The following is a 15391-nucleotide window of genomic DNA, read 5'->3' as shown; positions in this document are numbered from 1 at the left end:
AGGGAACGGTCGGTTCCTTGAGTCAGGCGTTTTACTCGGCCTTTGAGGCCTCGACCAGGGCGTGGAGCCGCTCATATTCTGCCTTCACTTCCGGCTGGCCTTCCAGCAGTTCGGATGCAAGCGCGGCAAAGCCCTCTTCCATCTCGGCCTGTTCTTCTGGCGGAAGCTGGGTGATCACGCCGCCATTTTCGGTCCAGGTGGCATAGGAGCGGTCGACGTTTTCGACGCCCCAGGGGTAGACCGCTTCTTCGGCGGCGCGGCCGGCGGCGATGATGGCGGCCTTGGTGTCTTCGCTCTGCATCTGGAACCAGTCCTCGTTGACGACAGTCACGGAGACCACTTCGGCGAAGTGCAGGTCGAGGATGTATTTGCCGACGTCATAATATTTGAACGCGGTGAGGATCGGCACGCCGACCAGCATGCCGTCGAGGCCGCCGGACTGGAGCTGCGGGATCACCTCGGACAGCGCCAGCGGCAGCGGGATCGCACCGAGCTGCTCCATCGGCTTGATCTGCAGCGGCGAGGCGAAGGTGCGGATCTTCAGGCCCTTGACGTCTTCAAGCGTCTTGGCGTCTTCCATGGTGAAGAGCACGGTCGGCGAGTTGTAGATCGCGCCGATCACCCGCAGCCCCTTGTCCAGGAACATGGTTTCTAGATGATCGCGATATTCCGGGTCGTGAAGCGCTGCATGCACATCTTCCGGCGAGGTGAAAAGGCCCGGCACGTCGAAGGCCTGGAAGCGCGGATCGACGTTCGACATGAAGGATGTCGGCGTGGTGAAGGCTTCGATCGTGCCGAGAAGCACGCCCTCCGACATGCGCGGGATCGCGCCGAGCTGCGAGGCCGGGTAGATCTCGGTCGTCACCGCACCGGGCGCGCGCTCGGCCAGTTCGTCGGCGAAGACCTTGATCCATTCATGCTGTACGTCGTTGATGGTCGCGGTCGCGAGCTTCATCGTGCTCTGTGCCTGGGCGGTGAGGAATGTGCTCACCGTGAGAGCGGTGGCGAAGGCCGCGGTCTTGAGGAGGTTGGAGATCATGGCAAGTGTCCTTTTCAGTGAGGTTGGGCAAGCGACAGGGATAGAGCGGGAACATAGGTGATCGCGATGAGGGCGATGACGAGCACCACGACGAAGGGGGCGACGCCCCGGTAGAGCGTGTGCGCGGGCAGGCCGGTCACCTGCTGGGCAACGAAGATGTTCAGGCCGAAGGGCGGCGTGAACATGCCGATCGCGAGATTGACGGTCATGATGATGCCGAAATGGATCGGGTCGATGCCCAGCGATATCGCGATCGGCACCAGAAGCGGCGCGAAGACGAGGATCGCGGAGGTCGGATCGAGGAAGGCGCCGATCGCCAGAAGCAAGAGGTTGACCGCCAGCAGGAAGGCGAAGGCGGAAAGCTCCATCGCATTGATCCAGGCGATGATGGCCTGCGGCACGCCCTGTGTCGTCACGATCCAGGTGATGACGCTTGCCGCGGCGACGAGGATCAGGATCTGGCCGGAAAGCATCGCGGCGCTGCCGGCCGCGTTGACGATATCGCGCAGCGTCATGGAGCGGTAGACGAAGAGCCCGATCACGATGGCATAGAAGCAGGCAAAGCCACCCGCCTCCGAAGGCGAAAACACGCCGAGATAGATGCCGCCGAGCACAAAAACCGGCATCAGGATCGCCCAAAAGGCATCCTTCGTGGCTTTGGCGGCGGCCTTGAAGGAGAACGCGTGATCTGAAGGGATGCCGCGGCGCATCGCATCAACAACCACGAACAGCGACAGAAGCGCCGCCATGAGGATGGCCGGCAGGATGCCAGCGATGAACAGCCGGGGAATCGATTGTTCGGCTGCCATGCCATAGAGAATCATGGCAATACTGGGCGGGATCACGATGTCGATCGCGCCGGACGACGCCAGCAGGCCGCCCGCGCGGCGCTGGCCGTAGCCCGCAGCAATAAGCTTCGGGTAAAGCGTCTGGCCGAGCGCTGCGACGGCGGCGACCGACGACCCGGAGATCGCGCCGAGAGCGGTGGAGGCCGCGACGGTGGAAACGCCTAGGCTGCCCGGAACCCGTCCCACCATGGCCATGGCCCAGGCGATCAACCGGTTGGCGATGCCGCTGGAGCTCATGAGCTGTCCCGCGAAAACGAAGAATGGAATGGCCAGAAGGGCGAAATTGTCCAGCCCGCCGAACATCACCTGCTGCAGCGCCACGGGTGGTATGTTCAGGAAGAACAGCATGGCGACGGCGACCACCGTGAGGAAGACGAGGAAGATCGGCGTGCCGATGGCGACCAGCAGAATGGGCAGGACGATATAGGCGAAGATCATGGGCGGGTCTCCGAGGCTTCGGCCTTTTGCAGCAGCGCCTTGATGTCGAAGACGAGCTTGACGGCGCCCGCCACGGTCAACCCCGCGAAACCGAAGAGGAGGGCTGCATGCGGTATCGTCATGGGAATGCCGAGCCCCATGCTGTTCACGCCGATGCGATTGATCTTCACAATGAAAAGCCAGGACGCATGGGTCGCGAAGGCGCAAGCGAAGATGGCGATGAGATCGTGAAGGATATACCAGAAATACCGGGCGCGTTTCGTAGTATAGAGCGGCAGAAGGTCCACGCTGATATGGCTGCGGGCGAAGAACGACAGCACTGCGGCAATCATCGTGATCCAGATGATCAGGTAGATCATCGTCTCGTCGGCGCCGACAGGGGAGATGCCGAAGAGATAGCGACTGCCGGCGTTGAGCACATTGATGGCGACCACGACCAGCAGCGCGATGCCGAGGCCGGTGTGGAGCGCGCGGGTGACGATGTTGCCCGCACTTTTCGGTTTTTCGGGGGCCTTGCCTTCCTCGCTCATGAGCGCTCCTCCAGTATGCGGCGGATCGCGACCAGTTTCTGGGCGCGGCTCTTCTGCAGTTCGGCGATCTCCTCGGGCGTATAATCATAGATGCCGCTGCCCGATTTCAGGCCCAGCGTACCGGCCGCAATCTTCGCCTTGACCAGTTCTGGCACGTCCTTGCGGTCGGCCAGATCGGCGTTGAGGAAGCTCGATACCGAGTTGTAGATGTCGAGCCCGGCCATATCCAGCAGCGCCATGGGGCCGATCACGGCGAGCTTGTAGCCGATCCCCCAGGATACGCAGGTGTCGATATCCTCCGGGTCGACCACGCCCTGTTCGACGAGGTCGATCACTTCGCGCAGAAGCGCGTAAAGCACGCGGTTTTCGACAAAGCCCGGCACATCCTTCTTGACCGTCACCGGCAGGAGACCGAGCGAACGGATCAGCGTCTTGATCGCCTCGCTCGTCTCCGGCGCGGTCTGCGCCCCGGCGATCACCTCGATCATCGGAATGATATGCGGCGGGTTCGACCAGTGCATGCCGACCATGCGGGCGGGGTTGGAGATGTGCTCCTGAAGGCTGGTGATCGGAATGCCGGAGGTATCGGAAGCGACGATCACGTCGGGGCCGATCAGGGCATCAATCTGGCGATAGACGCCGGCCTTGATCTCGGCCTTTTCCGGAACGTTCTCGATCACCAGATCGGCGCCGGCGACCGCTTCGGCAAGGTCGCTCGTCAGCTTGACCGGGTTATCGCCCATGGCCGCAATGCCGAGCGTATCGAGCACCTTCTCGGCGGTCGCGATCATGGTGGAGGCGCGTTCCAGCGCTGCCGGCGCGATGTCGTAAGCGGTGACGTCCAGACCGCCGCGCGCAAGCCGCGCCGCCATGCCCGGTCCCATGGTTCCCAACCCGATGATTGCAATTTTCTTCATGGTTTTTCTCTTTCCTGGTTGAGTGTTCAGGGCCGGATCGACCGGTCCTGTTGTCTGGGGGTGGACCCAAACCGATGAGGCGGGAGCCTTGCGGGCCCGGCGGCAGACGCAATGGCGGCAGGGACGCCACGCGGGGGCCAGGACATCAGGCAGATCATGGCATCAGGGTACAAGCAGCCCGGCATCGGCGGCGTCAGCATCGACGTCACGCCAAAGCGGAGGATGGATGAATGCTTGGATTGCGGGCAAGAGCGGCAGCGCATGCCGCAAGCAGCACGCCGGCTGCGAAAGTTCTGAATTTCATTTTGTTCACCTCTGTGTTTTGCGACCGGACCGGCGTTTTCGCTTCTTGTCCCATGGTCGTTGGTTCTAGCGGGTCATGTCTGGCTGGCCTTGATGAGGTCTGCCGCCTTTTCGGCGATCATGATGACGGCGGCGTTGATGTTGCCGCAGGGAAGATCCGGCATCACCGATGCGTCGATGACGCGAAGACCGGTGACGCCGCGAACCTTCAGTTCCGGGTCGACGACGGACGCCTCATCCGCGCCCATGCGGCAGGTGCCGGCGGGGTGATGCACTGTGATCGAGGTCTTGCGGATATGCTCGTCGATCTCCTCGTCGCTCTGGCATTTGGCGCCGGGGAAGAACTCGGTTTCGATATAGTCGGCCATCGCCGGCTGGGCGGCGAGCGTGCGTCCGACGCGGAAGCCCGCGCGCAGCGACTTCCAGTCATTCTCGGCGGCCAGGAAGTTCTGGTGGATGAGCGGGGCGGCGAGGGGATCGGCGGAGGCGAGCCTGACCGATCCCCGGCTTTCGGGCTGCACCGCGACGATGCGGGTGGCAAAGCCATCACGAAACGGCTGCTTGAACGGCTTGAACCACGGCCAAGCCGCCAGCGGTGCCGCGGTGAACAGAAGCTGGATATCGGGGAGCGGCCGACTTTCATCGCTCTTCAGGAAAGCCACCACGCCGCCGGGCACGTCGCCGGAAAATCCCTTGCCCGTCAGATAGGTTTTTGCGAAATCGACCATGATCCTGTCGGCGCGCATCTTGTGCAGGAAGGGGCCGGGCGTCTTGCGGTGATGCATGATCAGCACCGAGACATGATCCTGAAGGTTCTTGCCGACGGCGGGACTATTGACCCTGGTCTCGATCCCCAGCGCCTGCAGTTCGTCGCCCGCGCCGATGCCCGAAAGCATCATCAGTTGCGGTGTGTTGATGACGCCGCCGGAAAGCAGCACTTCGCGGTTGGCCGTCACGCGGCGTTCGCTGCCATTGTGGTCGAAGACGAGGCCGGTGGCGCGGTTGCCGTCGAAGGTGATGGTTTTGGCCATGGCGTGGGTCAGAACGGTGAGGTTCTTCCGCTTCATCGCCGGCCTGAGATAGGCGCTGGCGGTGGAGGCGCGACGGCCATTGCCGATGGTCATCTGCAGGCGGCTGAAGCCTTCCTGGGTCTCGCCATTGTAATCATCGGTCTGGGCGTAGCCGGCCTGTCGGCTGGCTTCGGCCACGGCATCCGTCAGCGGGTCTTGGTAGCGGCAGCGCTGGGTCGAGACCGGGCCGGATCCGCCGCGAAACGCCGTTTCGCCACCCTCCCAGTGTTCGGTCTTCTTGAAATAGGGCAGGGTCCTTTCATAGGACCATTCGGTCAGCCCCGATGCCGCCCAGCGGTCGTAATCGCCTCGATTGCCGCGGACATAGGCCATGGCATTGGTGGAGGAGGAGCCGCCGATCACCTTGCCGCGGGCGCATTCCACGGCGCGGCCGCCGACATTGTCTTCCGGCTCGCAAAAATACATCCAGTCATGGCGCCGTTCGGTGAGGATCTTGCCCCAGCCGAGCGGGATATGGATCATCGGATCGCGATCCCAGCCGCCGGCTTCGAGCAGCAGGACGGTCACGGAGGGGTCTTCGGTCAGGCGATTGGCCAGCACGCAGCCCGCGGAGCCGGCTCCGACGATGACGTAGTCATAGGTTTCAGCGTGCGACATGGCGTTTTCCTTGCGATCGGCGCGATCCGTCTAGCGTATGTTGAGGAGTGGAAGGCGCAGGGGCTCAAAGCCCGCGCCTTCCACCGGTGTTTCTCAGTCGAGGTCTTCGGCAAGGCCCTTGTGGCGGACGGCTGCCGACCAGTGGTCCCAGCCGCGATTGATCTGCGCGCCGACGAGGTTGCCCGCAGCCTCGAGCTCGCCATCGGTCATGAACTTGATCTTCCCGATCTGAAGGCCGAGCGTATAGGCCTTGGCTTCCTGTTCGAGATAGAAGGCGCGGAAGGTCGTCTGCCGGATCGAGTTGCCGACGTTCACCACGCCATGGCGGGCCATGATCACGGCGGCCGATTGGCCGAGGCTTTCGGCGATTTCGGCGCAGACTTCGGGGCTGCCGCCGAACAGGTCGGTGTTTTCGCCCTGCTTGTCGCGGATTTCGTACACCGGCACGGATTCGCCGAGGAAGGCGCCCATATGGGTGACCGGACGCAGCGGCGTATCGATGAAGCTGAAGGGCAGAACGGCTGGCGAATGCGTGTGAAGAACGCACATCACATCCGGCCGGGCCTTGTAGATCTCGCTGTGGATATAGCGCTCCAGATAGGAGGGACGGTTATCCGTCGTCTCGCCATCGAGCGTCAGGGTCTGGATGTCGGAGGTCGTGATCGTGTTGGGCGCAAGCTTTTGCGGCAGCAGGAACTGGTTCGGGTTTTCCGGATCGCGGGCGCTGATATGACCGAAGACATCCATGATGCCCTCGTTCACCAGAATGCGGGTGGCCATCACCAGTTCCTGGATCGCGGTTTCGCGTGCTGTTCTCGTATCAGACATTGTTCAGGTTTCCTCTGGAGGGGCGGTCCCGGTGTGAGCCTGAAGGGAATCACGCCGGGAGAACATCGGTTAGTTGGAGTAGAGACCGACGATCCGGTTCTGCTCAATGATATTGTCCGCATATTTGTCGAGAAACTCTTCGCGCGTGGGCGTGCCCTCGACGTTTGTATCCAGGGCATAGACCCAGAAGTAATAGTGATGGTCGCCGTGGCCGGCAGGCGGCTGCGGACCATAATACTGCATGTGACCGGCGCCATTGGGGCCAACGCGATACTTCTCCTGCGCATCCGAAAGGTCGGTGGCCTTGGGGTCGATGGCATAGACCGTCCAGTGGGTGAAGCCATGCGCCAGCGGTGCGTCCGGATCATGGCAGATCACGGCCAGTTCCTTGGTGCCTTCCGGCACGCCGCTGACCGTCAGTTTCGGCAGCACATTGCCCTTGTCGCCGGCATGGTGGTCGGCGAGGCGCGAAAGCGGCGCGAAGTCGGAGGAGGTGATTTTCAGGTCTTTGATGTTCAGAGGCATGTCGTCTCTCCTTGGTGTTCGTTTGTTTCAGGCCGTTGCCTTGAGGTCGGCAACGCTCTTTCCGCCCACGCGCTGATGCACGCGACCGCCGGTGGCCACCGCAACACATATCAGGATTTCGTCAGGACGCGGGCCGTCCGGCACAACGAAGGTGAAGGCGTCGTAATGGGAGCGGATATAGAGCTCGTCCTTGTGGGCAAGCGGGATATCGATGGCGGTGCCGGCCGAGGCCACCTTGCTGGCGGAAGAGATCCATGCGTCTCCGCCGCCGATCGCTTCACGCAGCGGATCGCCGAAGGTGGTGGTGACGCAGGCCACCACATGCTCCTGCTCGCCGGCGACGCCTGCAATGCCGCCCTTGCCGTAGCTTTCGACCGGGCGGCCGCCAAGCAGGGCAACCGCGCGTTCGCCCAGCGCATAGCCGATGGCGGCCGATGGACCGGTGAGCGCCGAAAGGTCTGCCACGAACTTGCCGGCAAAGGGGTTCTTGATGATGACGCCGGCCGCGGCCTTGATCAGAGGGGCTGTTGCGTCGCCGCCATCGTGCAGCACTTCCTGCGTCGCACCGTACCAGCCGCGGACCTGATAGTCCTTTTCGACCTGGCTAGAGTAATTCATGAATGTCTCCTGTAGAGATGAAAGGGAATAGTGCTTATTGCGGCCACGAATAGACGCGGTTGATCGGGTCGAAGCGGGCGGCGGTCAGCGCTTCCGGGGTGAAGCCGTTGCCATAGGACATGGTGCGGTTGGCGGCGTGGTCGGCGGAGAGCTTCTGGGTGAGGTCGGTGATCGGACGCACCGATTTTTCCCAGTCGGCGAGCGCGTCTTCGAGCGATGCGCCCTTCTCGACGTCCTGCGCCAGCGTGAAGGCGTTCACCATGCCGCAGCCGGCACCCTGCGCCAGCGCCGGGCACATGGCGTGGGCCGCATCGCCGACAAGCGCGACCTTGCCGCGCGACCAGGTGTTGAGCTTGGTGGTCTGATAGGTGTCGTAACGCGCGTCCTCGATCTTGGCGGCATCGACCAGGCAGGGTTCGAGGAAGGGGAACATTTCCATCCAGACTTCGAGGTCGAGCGGCACCTTGGAACCGCGCGGATCGGCGGATGGCGCCATCAGGCCGAGATAGAGTTCCCTGTCATTGCAGGGTGAATAGAGAATGCGCTGCACCCGCGGCCAGTGGTTCCACATGTCGATGGTGTTGTCCCATTCGCCATAGCCGAGCTTGTCCTTATGGCGCGGGACGATGAGGCGAATGATGCCGTCGGTCGCGCCCCAGCGCTCCTGCTCGAAGCCGAGCGAATCGCGCACCTTGGAGCCGACGCCATCCGCGCCGACGATCAGATCGCCTTCAACAACCTCGCCGGAGGCCAGTTTCAACGTGCCGGAGGCCTCCGCGCCGACGGCTTCGGAATTCGTGCGGATTTCAACGCCGACTTCACGGGCGCGGTTGGCGAGCGCGTCGTGCAGATGAGCGCGGGTCATGATGCGCCAGGGAAGGCCGTTGAACGTCTCCTTCGACACGGTCTTGTTGTGCATCCAGGTCTCATAGGCCGGCGGCGTGAAGGAATCCTCGAGCACTTCGTTCAGGCAGCCGATGCCTTCGAGCACCCGGAGGCCATTGTGCCAGAGATAGATGCCGGCGCCGAAAGCGCGCAACTCGGGGCTCTTTTCGTGGAGGACGACGTCCCAGCCGTTCTGGCGGAGCGCGATAGCGGCCGTAAGGCCGGAAAACCCGCCGCCCGCAACCTGTGCAACCCGTGTCTTGTCCGAGGTTTTATTGATGCTGACCATTTCTCTGTTCCTGTTGGTTTTTATTGGGGACGCCGGCCGCTCAGCCGTCGATGAAATTGCGGATCGCGCCGATCGTGACGTCGGGATTGGTCTCGTTCACGTAGTGATCGGCGCCCGGCACGACGACGATCGGCAGATCCGGACGCAGATCGTGGGTCTTTTCAAGCGCTGCGGCGGAGACCAGCTTGCTGTCGGCGCCGCGCATGATCAGAACCGGGCGGGTCACCGCACGGTAGGCGGGGGCCAGATCGGCGCGCAGGCCTTCGGCCGTCTGGGCCATGGCGGAAGGCGAGGCGAGGGGGCGCAGGCCGTCCGTAGCCGGGGCGTAGCCGCTTTCCGCGCGGATGCGGATCGCGGGAGCCGGAATATTCGGATAGCGATTGGCGAGATAGGCGATAACGGCCTCGGTATCGGCGAAGGCCTGGTCGCCCGCATTCACTCTGGCGGAGAGCGAAGCGAAGACCTCATCCTCGATATAGGGGGTGAAGTCGATGGCGACGACCGAGCGGACAAGTTCGGGATGACGGGCTGCGGCGGTGACGGAATTGCGCGATCCGAGCGAATGCCCGACCAGGATGGCGGGCCCCATATCGAGCGTCTTGATGAGCGCCGCGATGTCGTCTGCAAAGTCTGCGGCTTCGTAGCCGGTTTCGGGCTTGTCGGAGCGACCGTGGCCGCGCTGGTCCACCGCCACCGTTGTGAACCGGTCGGAAAAGGCGTCCATGAGCGGGCCGAAAACGGCGGAGTTCGCGGTGATCCCGTGGTAGAACAGCATGAGCGGGCCATTGCCCCCGATGCGCACGTTCAAAGTGATGCGGCCGGTATCGATCCTTCGTTCCTCATACCGGTCGTGGTTGGGGCTGTCCGCCATGTCGAGGTTCCCTTGACGTTTTTACTTTTTTCTATGTCGGCAGGGAACCACGACCGTTATTAGCTGTCAATAAGATTGTAAGACATTCTTGCGTTAATTATTGCAGACAGCATGCGGCCTCATGCTATCCTCCGCGCGCCCGTTCGTGTAGAAAAGCCATGAATATATAATTGGAAGAGCCTTAAGGAAACGCCATGAACCCTGGTCTGGACCTCCGGATCACGCCGAGAACCGTGCAGCAGCAGACAATTGAAAAGCTGAGGCTTGCCATCATCGCCGGGGTGTTCCCGCCGGGCAGCCGTCTGGTCGAGAGCCAGCTCTGCGCCCAGCTCGGCGTCAGCCGCCCGTCGCTCCGCGAGGCGTTGCGCAGCCTGCAGGCCGAGCGGCTGATCGAGATCATCCCGAACCGGGGTCCTTTCGTTCCCAAGCTTTCCTGGGAGGAGGCGACCGAAATCTACGACGTACGCGAACTCCTGGAGGTCGCTGCGGTGGGGCGTTGCGCCGCACGGATCACGCCCGAACAGGTCAAGGAGCTTGAAAGGGCGCTGAAGGCTTTCGAACGCGCCCAGAAAAGCGCGGACAGCCTGGAACTGGTGACCACGGCGGCTGAGTTCTACGCGATCATACTGGCCAATTGCGGCAACGCCATTCTCGAGGAAGTCCATCGCGGGCTCGTGGCCCGGATCAGCTTTTTCCGCGGCCGGTCCATGTCGCTTGAAGGGCGCGCCGAGGACAGCCTTCAGGAGATGCGCGACATCTACGATGCGATTGCTGCGGGCGATGAGGAACGCGCGCGCAAGGCGGCGCAGCGCCATCTCGATCAGGCCAAGGCGGCGGCCAAGCACGCGATGGAAAACGAGGTCTGATTGCGTCAGCCCGCCCGGGGCGTGGTGCGAAAACGCGCGATTTGCCCGGTTTGCAGGCACAGGCCGCTCAAAGTCACGCCTTCGGCTTACTGTTCCTCCAGAACCTTGCGCGCGGAGCGGAAGCATTCAAGCGCCTGCGGCACGCCGCAATAGATCGCGACGACGTGGATGATGGCGCGGATTTCCTCCTTGGATACGCCATTGTTGATCGCGCCCTGACAATGCAGTTCCCATTCGTGCATCTTGCCGAGCGCCCCGATCATGGCGAGGTTCATCATCGAGCGCGTCTTTGGCGGGATGACGTCGTCACCCCAGCCAAATCCCCAGCACCACGCCGTCATCGCCTCCTGAAACGGCCGGGTGAAATCATCGGCCGCCGCAAGGTTTTGCTCGACATAATCCGCGCCGAGCGTTCTCTTGCGCTGTTCGAGGCCCTTCAGAAACAAATCTTCGTCGAAAACGCTCATGTCATGTCCTTCTCTTTGTCAGTCGCCGGCGATCATCGTGCGGGCAAAGCTCTCGGCAATGGCCAGAACGGCGGCGTGAATCGGGCCCGCCGTCAGGCTGGGCATGACGGAAGCGTCCACCACATGGAGATTGTCGAGCGATTTGAACCTGAGGTCCGGATCGACAACCGCATCGTCGTCCTTGCCCATCCTTAAGGTGCCAGAGGGGTGGTGATGGGTGATCGCTGCCTTGGCGATGAAGTCGTCGATCTCCGCCTTGCTGCCGAGAGGACCGGGGGCGAGCTCGCGATCGCGCCATTCGGCAAGCCCGTCCGCATGTCCGATCGTGCGGGCGGCCTCCAGCGCGTTTCGGAACATGGCGCGGTCATGCTCGGTCTCAAGGTAGGCCGGGTCGATGATCAGCCGGTCATCAAGGTCTGGCCCGCTGATGCGCAGGCTGCCGCGGCTCGTCGGGTTGGTGACGCCGAACAGGAGTGAATAGGCCGTGCCCGGTTCGGGCGGGTCAAAGCAATCGGAGACGATCGGCGCCACGCCGCAGCCGACCACGATCTCGGGCCGCCCGGTGGCGGTGAAGTCGCCGGCGCGCATGTAGGCCATCGATTCGGAGTGCTGAAGGCGCGATGGCGGCAGATGTTTGCGGGTCGCATAGAGATTGCCGGCGCCCAGCAGATGGTCTTGCAGATTGCGGCCGATCCCCGGCATGTCGATCAGGCAGTCGACGGATGCCGCCTTAAGCACGTCGCGTGGTCCGATGCCCGAGCGCATCAGAAGGGTCGGGCTTTCCAGCGCGCCTGCGCATAGCACAACCTGATCAGCAAGAATTTCGACCGGGCCCTGTGGACCAACGCTCTCGATCCGGTTCACCCGGTTGCCATCCATGGCCAGCCTTTGCACCCTTGTGCCGGTGACAATCCGGAGGTTTTCACGCGCGCGAACCTCCGGCGTCAGCCAGGCCTCGGCCACCGTCACGCGGCGACCGTCGCGGATGTTGAGCGCATTGGGCGTGACGCCGACCATCCGGCCGTCATTGTGGTCCGAAAGGCGCGGCAGGCCGAGCGATACGCCGGTCTCGATGAAGGCGCGGGTGAGGGGGCTGACCTCTTCATCGGGCATGTAGACGGGCATCGGGCCGCCGCCTTTGCCGTCCGGGCGGCCCTCGATCGCGTCGAAGACGGGCAGAAGCGCTTCCCAGCTCCAGCGGGTATCGCCGGTGGCATCGACCCAGGCCTGATAGTCCTCGGGGTGGCCGCGCATGTAGCCCATGGCATGCAGGCAGCTCGATCCGCCCATCAGCCGGCCCCGCGCCCAATGGTGAACCCGGCCATGGGTTCCCGCCTGCGGCTCCGTCAGGTAATCCCAGTCGTAAGCGCGGCCCTGAAGCGCCGGCCATGCGGCGGGCGTCCAGATATCGGGGTCGGAAGGCTCCTCGCCGGCTTCGATCAGCAGGACTCTGCGCGCCGGGTCTTCGCTCAGCCGCGCGGCGAGCAGGCTGCCGGCCGAACCGCCGCCGACAATGACCACGTCGGCAGTCGCCTGTTGCGCGGCGCCGGTCACTGGCAGATCTCCATGGCGGATGAGGGCGTGAGATTACGGCCCCCACGCTGTGTAAATCGAAATGTCATGAGGTTCCCCTTTTTTTGGCCGGAGCAATGGCCCTTGCGGCGGGTATATTTCCGGCGGAAGCCGGATCATGCTCCTGCTGATTGTTGTTCTTGCATCCGGGCTGAAGGCCGGAATTCATTTTTTCCGAAAGCAGGCGTCAGCTTCCGCAGTCGATGGATCTTTTCGTCGCCGCCATCGCCTCTAGAATGTGCTTTCGGGAGGCTTTCCGGGCGGCTTTCTCGTCGCCTGCGGCGATCGCCTCATAAATTTCCGTCATCTCCGCCAGACTGCTCGCGGCGCGCCCTTCCAGCGACATCGAGCGCGAGCGAAAAAGGCTGATCCGGGCGACCAGACCCCGGTGGATTTCCTCCAGGATCGGATTTCCGCAATTGGCGAGGATGACTGAGTAAAACTCCGCGGCTGTGGTGACCCGCGCCAGACTGTCCTTGCTTGAGGCGGCCTTTCCGAAGGCATGAAGCGTGTTCTCAAGCGCTTGCAGTTGCTCAGCGGAGATCATCTGCGAACAGCGCCCGGCGGCCTCAACTTCCAGCAGTTCGCGCACCTCGTAGATGGCGGTGACCTCTTCCCATGTAAGGGTAGGGATCGAAGGACCGCGGTTCGGCACGATGTCGATGAGCCGTTCGGCCGCCAGGCTGCGCAATGCCTCGCGGAGCGACGGGCGGCTGATGCCAAGCTGCACGCAGAGCTGACTCTCGATCAGGCGGCTTCCCGGTTCGAAAACGCCGGAGAAAATCGCAAGCCGCAGCTTCTCGACCGTTTCCTGCTGCACCGTGCGCGGAAGTACCCGTAAGTTCAGGTCTGGCGGCATTGTTCTAAACCTCGTGAGCCCGGCGGCAGCCAGAAGCGATAAGGGGAATTGCAAGCAAATTTGATCGCGTGAATGCCTTCTTGTCAACTCATAAGAATGAAAGAATGACAGACAATCTGCTTGACGTGGATTTGGTTTGTGTCATCCTTCCCTCCAAAGAAAGACACCAAGGCAGAGGGCTTGGGACCAATGGCGGCAAACGCCTCTATCGCAGAATTGAATATGCGCCGTGTCGCGACGGCACGCGTCGTCGCGTCCGCCGGCGGTTGCGCGGCGGCTACCCGCGCCCGGGGCAATCCGGGGCGCGAAGCGCTTCTTCGGAAACTATCGGGACTAGTGGCTCGCGGTAACGCAGCTCAGCCCGCCCCCGTCCTTGCAGGAAAAATGCAGGCTGGCTGCTGGCTTGCCCGCCGTCATCGGCAGATCGAGGCGCGCGCGGGCGGTATCGCTGGCGCACCAGATCGCCTCGACAGGCATACGGTCATCGGTGGCGTTCATCAGGTTGAGAACGCCGGTCTCGTCATCGTGCCACAACGTCAGCGTCAGCTGCTCGTCGGGCTCGATGCGACCCAGTTCATCGGAATACCAGTGGGCCAGCGCCGCGTGGCAATCAAGCGGGGTGTCGGTCTCATTGGAAACTGAGATTTCCACGGCATTGGCGCCTTTGGTGCCATGGATAATGCCCGAATAGGGCACATAAGCTTCACTTTCGGCCTTGGCCGGAGATGAGAAAACCCAAGCAGACAGGGCAAGAACAATAACAAGTCTGCCAATCGCTTCCGTCTTGTGACGGGAAACTGACAACCAATTAGGGAACAGCATGATGAAAAACCTACTTGCTTCTGTTGCGCTCAGCGTGGTGCTGGGGACCCCGGCGGCCTTCGCCGCGGAGGTTGATACCATAGCCATCCTCACTCCGGAACAAGGGAGTGACTATGGCTGGAACCAGCAGGGCGTCGACGCGGCCAAGGCCGCTGCCGAGGCAACCGGCGTCGAAATCATTGTCGCCGAGGGCCTGGGTTATGGCGATGTCCGCGCGCCGATGCGGGAACTCGCGGCCGACGGCGCCGACCTGATGATCGCCCATGCCAGCGGCTACAACACCGCCGGTCCGGAAATCGCCGAGGAAACCGGCGTGCCGGTTGCCATCGTCGACACCCCCAACGGTTTGGTCGAAGGCCTTGTCGCCGACTACACGCTTTCCGGTCATGAAGGCGCCTATCTTGCCGGTCGTCTGGCTGCCAAGATGACCTCCACCGGCACTGTCGGCATCGTCGTTTCCGGCGAGCCGCCCTCATGGAACTCGCAGTCGGCAGGCTTTGCCGAAGGCGTTCATGCCGAAAACCCGGACGTCAAGATCCTCTACTCGGTCATCGGTCCTGCAGCCTATTCCGATGCCGCGGGCGGCAACCGCGTGACCACCTCGGTCATCGCCGCCGGCGCCGACATCATCTTCGGTCAGGGCAATGGCTCGAGCTTCGGCATGATCCAGGCCGTCGAATCCAACAAGGCTGTCGATGGTTCCGACGTGCTCTTCATCGACGTGATCGGCGACAAGTCCGAGCTCGACAAGGGTCATCTGCTGACTTCGGTTCTGTGGGACATGACCCCCGTCTACACCGCCATGATCGAAGACCTGAAGGCCGACCAGTTCGGCACCCACGGTTACGCGATCAGCCTGGCGGACGATTCCGTCAAGCTCGTCAAGACGCCGCAGGTCGACGAGGCCGCCTGGACCGAGGTGATGGCGTTGCGCGACCAGATCATCGCGGGCGACATCACGGTCGAGCCGAAGTTCGATGCGGAAGATGTCCGCGCTCTGGTCACCGTTACCGAGTGAGCGTATCT

16 protein-coding genes are annotated in these 15391 nt (G+C 62.8%); 2 read left to right on the top strand and 14 right to left on the bottom strand.

What is annotated here, in order from left to right:
* Nucleotides 1-31 precede the first annotated feature (31 nt).
* The 10 genes from V6767_RS10680 to V6767_RS10635 form a co-directional block, all read right to left on the bottom strand.
* Nucleotides 32-1039 (bottom strand): TRAP transporter substrate-binding protein, encoded by a 1008-nt coding sequence (locus tag V6767_RS10680; protein ID WP_448473474.1) that lies wholly within the window; start codon nucleotides 1037-1039, stop codon nucleotides 32-34.
* A 14-nt stretch (nucleotides 1040-1053) separates the two neighbouring features.
* Nucleotides 1054-2325, bottom strand: coding sequence for a TRAP transporter large permease (locus V6767_RS10675; RefSeq protein WP_448473473.1), 1272 nt, complete (start codon nucleotides 2323-2325; stop codon nucleotides 1054-1056).
* A complete protein-coding gene (locus V6767_RS10670; protein WP_448473472.1) occupies nucleotides 2322-2855 on the bottom strand; it encodes a TRAP transporter small permease in 534 nt (177 codons plus the stop codon). Before V6767_RS10670 ends, V6767_RS10675 begins: the two co-directional genes overlap by 4 nt.
* Nucleotides 2852-3772, bottom strand: a complete 921-nt coding sequence (fhmpcd1, locus tag V6767_RS10665; RefSeq protein ID WP_448473471.1) for a 5-formyl-3-hydroxy-2-methylpyridine 4-carboxylate 5-dehydrogenase — start codon at nucleotides 3770-3772, stop codon at nucleotides 2852-2854. The genes V6767_RS10670 and fhmpcd1 overlap by 4 nt, the downstream gene beginning before the upstream one ends.
* A gap of 377 nt (nucleotides 3773-4149) precedes the next feature.
* Complete coding sequence (locus V6767_RS10660) at nucleotides 4150-5763, bottom strand: GMC family oxidoreductase (RefSeq protein WP_448473470.1); 1614 nt, start codon at nucleotides 5761-5763, stop codon at nucleotides 4150-4152.
* 93 nt (nucleotides 5764-5856) lie between these two features.
* The gene (locus V6767_RS10655) at nucleotides 5857-6591 is read right to left on the bottom strand and encodes a class II aldolase/adducin family protein (protein ID WP_448473469.1); all 735 of its coding nucleotides are present in this window, start codon (nucleotides 6589-6591) and stop codon (nucleotides 5857-5859) included.
* A gap of 69 nt (nucleotides 6592-6660) precedes the next feature.
* Complete coding sequence (locus V6767_RS10650; protein ID WP_448473468.1) at nucleotides 6661-7116, bottom strand: YbhB/YbcL family Raf kinase inhibitor-like protein; 456 nt, start codon at nucleotides 7114-7116, stop codon at nucleotides 6661-6663.
* A 27-nt stretch (nucleotides 7117-7143) separates the two neighbouring features.
* Entirely contained in the window at nucleotides 7144-7734 is a 591-nt protein-coding gene (locus tag V6767_RS10645) for an amino acid synthesis family protein (RefSeq protein WP_448473467.1), read from the bottom strand.
* 34 nt (nucleotides 7735-7768) lie between these two features.
* Nucleotides 7769-8908 carry an FAD-dependent oxidoreductase gene (locus tag V6767_RS10640; RefSeq protein WP_448473466.1) on the bottom strand — a complete coding sequence of 380 codons (1140 nt, stop codon included), beginning with the start codon at nucleotides 8906-8908 and terminating at the stop codon, nucleotides 7769-7771.
* Nucleotides 8909-8948: 40 nt separating this feature from the next.
* Nucleotides 8949-9779: an alpha/beta fold hydrolase gene (locus V6767_RS10635; RefSeq protein WP_448473465.1), complete on the bottom strand. Its 831-nt coding sequence runs from the start codon at nucleotides 9777-9779 to the stop codon at nucleotides 8949-8951.
* A gap of 194 nt (nucleotides 9780-9973) precedes the next feature.
* Here V6767_RS10635 and V6767_RS10630 point away from each other — a divergent pair, with 194 nt between their 5' ends.
* On the top strand, nucleotides 9974-10645 hold the full coding sequence (locus V6767_RS10630) for a GntR family transcriptional regulator (RefSeq protein ID WP_448473464.1): 672 nt from the start codon (nucleotides 9974-9976) through the stop codon (nucleotides 10643-10645).
* A gap of 86 nt (nucleotides 10646-10731) precedes the next feature.
* Here V6767_RS10630 and V6767_RS10625 read toward each other — a convergent pair whose 3' ends face one another.
* From V6767_RS10625 to V6767_RS10610, 4 genes are all read right to left on the bottom strand, one after another.
* Nucleotides 10732-11112, bottom strand: a complete 381-nt coding sequence (locus V6767_RS10625; protein ID WP_448473463.1) for a carboxymuconolactone decarboxylase family protein — start codon at nucleotides 11110-11112, stop codon at nucleotides 10732-10734.
* Between the two features lie 18 nt (nucleotides 11113-11130).
* Nucleotides 11131-12666, bottom strand: a complete 1536-nt coding sequence (locus V6767_RS10620; protein WP_448473462.1) for a GMC family oxidoreductase — start codon at nucleotides 12664-12666, stop codon at nucleotides 11131-11133.
* A gap of 205 nt (nucleotides 12667-12871) precedes the next feature.
* Nucleotides 12872-13543, bottom strand: a complete 672-nt coding sequence (locus V6767_RS10615) for a GntR family transcriptional regulator (RefSeq protein ID WP_448473461.1) — start codon at nucleotides 13541-13543, stop codon at nucleotides 12872-12874.
* A 333-nt stretch (nucleotides 13544-13876) separates the two neighbouring features.
* Nucleotides 13877-14194: a hypothetical protein gene (locus tag V6767_RS10610; RefSeq protein WP_448473460.1), complete on the bottom strand. Its 318-nt coding sequence runs from the start codon at nucleotides 14192-14194 to the stop codon at nucleotides 13877-13879.
* A gap of 172 nt (nucleotides 14195-14366) precedes the next feature.
* On the opposite strand from V6767_RS10610, the gene V6767_RS10605 reads away from it, so the two are divergent.
* Nucleotides 14367-15383, top strand: a complete 1017-nt coding sequence (locus V6767_RS10605) for a putative B6 ABC transporter substrate-binding protein (RefSeq protein ID WP_448473459.1) — start codon at nucleotides 14367-14369, stop codon at nucleotides 15381-15383.
* The last annotated feature ends 8 nt before the right edge of the window (nucleotides 15384-15391 follow it).

Source organism: Martelella sp. FLE1502 (genome assembly GCF_053484255.1).
Note: the sequence above shows the minus strand (reverse complement) of the source record. Positions and strands in the feature narration are given on the sequence as shown.

Coding starts and splice junctions, on each gene's coding strand:
- V6767_RS10680 (WP_448473474.1), bottom strand. CDS start 1,039: ATGATCTCCAACCTCCTCAAGACCGCGGCCTTCGCCACCGCTCTCACG.
- V6767_RS10675 (WP_448473473.1), bottom strand. CDS start 2,325: ATGATCTTCGCCTATATCGTCCTGCCCATTCTGCTGGTCGCCATCGGC.
- V6767_RS10670 (WP_448473472.1), bottom strand. CDS start 2,855: ATGAGCGAGGAAGGCAAGGCCCCCGAAAAACCGAAAAGTGCGGGCAAC.
- fhmpcd1 (WP_448473471.1), bottom strand. CDS start 3,772: ATGAAGAAAATTGCAATCATCGGGTTGGGAACCATGGGACCGGGCATG.
- V6767_RS10660 (WP_448473470.1), bottom strand. CDS start 5,763: ATGTCGCACGCTGAAACCTATGACTACGTCATCGTCGGAGCCGGCTCC.
- V6767_RS10655 (WP_448473469.1), bottom strand. CDS start 6,591: ATGTCTGATACGAGAACAGCACGCGAAACCGCGATCCAGGAACTGGTG.
- V6767_RS10650 (WP_448473468.1), bottom strand. CDS start 7,116: ATGCCTCTGAACATCAAAGACCTGAAAATCACCTCCTCCGACTTCGCG.
- V6767_RS10645 (WP_448473467.1), bottom strand. CDS start 7,734: ATGAATTACTCTAGCCAGGTCGAAAAGGACTATCAGGTCCGCGGCTGG.
- V6767_RS10640 (WP_448473466.1), bottom strand. CDS start 8,908: ATGGTCAGCATCAATAAAACCTCGGACAAGACACGGGTTGCACAGGTT.
- V6767_RS10635 (WP_448473465.1), bottom strand. CDS start 9,779: ATGGCGGACAGCCCCAACCACGACCGGTATGAGGAACGAAGGATCGAT.
- V6767_RS10630 (WP_448473464.1), top strand. CDS start 9,974: ATGAACCCTGGTCTGGACCTCCGGATCACGCCGAGAACCGTGCAGCAG.
- V6767_RS10625 (WP_448473463.1), bottom strand. CDS start 11,112: ATGAGCGTTTTCGACGAAGATTTGTTTCTGAAGGGCCTCGAACAGCGC.
- V6767_RS10615 (WP_448473461.1), bottom strand. CDS start 13,543: ATGCCGCCAGACCTGAACTTACGGGTACTTCCGCGCACGGTGCAGCAG.
- V6767_RS10605 (WP_448473459.1), top strand. CDS start 14,367: ATGAAAAACCTACTTGCTTCTGTTGCGCTCAGCGTGGTGCTGGGGACC.